Here is a 1903-nt window from a genome sequence, read left to right as displayed (position 1 = left end):
TCGAGAGGTCCTGCGCCGAAAATGTCCGGGGCTGAAACGCGCCACCGAAACTAAGGAATCTGAAAAGATTGGTAGAGGAGCATTGCATGCGGGAAGAAGCAGTACCGAAAGGAGCTGTGGACTGCATGGAAGAGAGAATGCCGGAATGAGTAGCGAGATAGAGGTGGGAATCCTCTAGGCCGAATATCCAAGGTTTCCAGGGTAAAGCTGATCTGCCCTGGGTGAGTCGGGACCTAAGGTGAGGGCGAGAGCCGTAGCCGATGGACAACAGGTTGATATTCCTGTACTGCAGTATGACAGAACTGTGGGGACACGTAAGGAGAGCGGGAGCCGGGAATGGAAAGCCCGGTACAAGCGAGGTACCAGTATGGTAGGAAAATCCGCCATGCAATGGGAAGACGTGATGTGGAGCGAAGATTAGTAGCGAAGCCCGTGAGCCATGCGTCAAGAAAAGCCGCTATCGTTCATATTGTACCCGTACCGTAAACCGACACAGGTGGATGAGGAGAGAATCCTAAGGCCGGCGGAAGAAGTATTGCCAAGGAACTCGGCAAAATGGCCCCGTAACTTAGGGAGAAGGGGTGCCTGCGAGAGCAGGCCGCAGAGAATAGGCTCAAGCAACTGTTTAGCAAAAACACAGGTCTATGCGAAACCGAAAGGTGAGGTATATGGGCTGACGCCTGCCCGGTGCTGGAAGGTTAAGAGGAGAGGTTAGCAGCAATGCGAAGCTTTGAATTTAAGCCCCAGTAAACGGCGGCCGTAACTATAACGGTCCTAAGGTAGCGAAATTCCTTGTCGGGTAAGTTCCGACCCGCACGAAAGGCGTAATGATTTGAGCGCTGTCTCGGCAATACATCCGGTGAAATTGAAGTGCCAGTGAAGATGCTGGCTACCCGCGCCAGGACGGAAAGACCCCATGGAGCTTTACTCCAGTTTGGCACTGGGGTCCGGTGTTGCATGTACAGGATAGGTGGGAGGCTGAGAAACGGTAACGTCAGTTGCCGCGGAGCCGCTGTTGGGATACCACCCTTGTGATATTGGGCTTCTAACCAGCCGCCGTGAACCGGCGGTGGGACAATGCCAGGCGGGGAGTTTGACTGGGGCGGTCGCCTCCGAAAGGGTATCGGAGGCGCCCAAAGGTTCCCTCAGAATGGACGGAAACCATTCGAAGAGTGCAAAGGCAGAAGGGAGCTTGACTGCGACACCGACGGGTGGAGCAGGTACGAAAGTAGGGCTTAGTGATCCGGTGGTATTAAGTGGGAATGCCATCGCTCAACGGATAAAAGCTACCCTGGGGATAACAGGCTTATCACTCCCAAGAGTTCACATCGACGGAGTGGTTTGGCACCTCGATGTCGGCTCATCGCATCCTGGGGCTGTAGTAGGTCCCAAGGGTTGGGCTGTTCGCCCATTAAAGCGGTACGCGAGCTGGGTTCAGAACGTCGTGAGACAGTTCGGTCCCTATCCGGCGTGGGCGCAGGATATCTGAGAGGAGCTGTCCTTAGTACGAGAGGACCGGGATGGACGGACCGCTGGTGGACCGGTTGGCTTGCCAAAGCCATGGCCGGGTAGCCAAGTCCGGAAGGGATAAACGCTGAAGGCATCTAAGCGTGAAGCCCCCCTCAAGATGAGATATCCCATTCTTAGTGAAGTAAACCCCCTTGAAGACGACGAGGTAGATAGGGCAGAGGTGGAAGTGTGGCAACACATGGAGCTGACTGTTACTAATCGGGTGAGGGCTTGACCAAGAAACGCAGGTTAAGAATTGATTCAAAGAGTTTGATTAACAATCAACAAGCATGTATGTAGTTTTTAAGGTACAAACCTTAAATTAAATATTTTAGTAATCCTCCTTAGCTCAGTCGGTAGAGCATGCGGCTGTTAACCGCAGTGTCGTTGGTTC

The 1903-nt window shown here is 53.4% G+C and carries 1 rRNA gene (running past one end of the window); it reads left to right on the top strand.

The features are described 5' to 3' along the window. Positions 1-1748, top strand: a 23S ribosomal RNA gene (locus tag DWX61_RS19085) (it extends 1275 nt beyond the left edge of the window). Positions 1749-1903 lie beyond the last annotated feature (155 nt).

It is taken from the genome of Ruminococcus sp. AF20-12LB (genome assembly GCF_003478985.1).
In the GTDB taxonomy this organism is placed as follows: Bacteria; Bacillota; Clostridia; order Lachnospirales; family Lachnospiraceae; genus Blautia_A.
The sequence above is the reverse complement of the archived record's forward strand: the minus strand, read 5'-3'. Positions and strand labels throughout refer to the sequence as shown.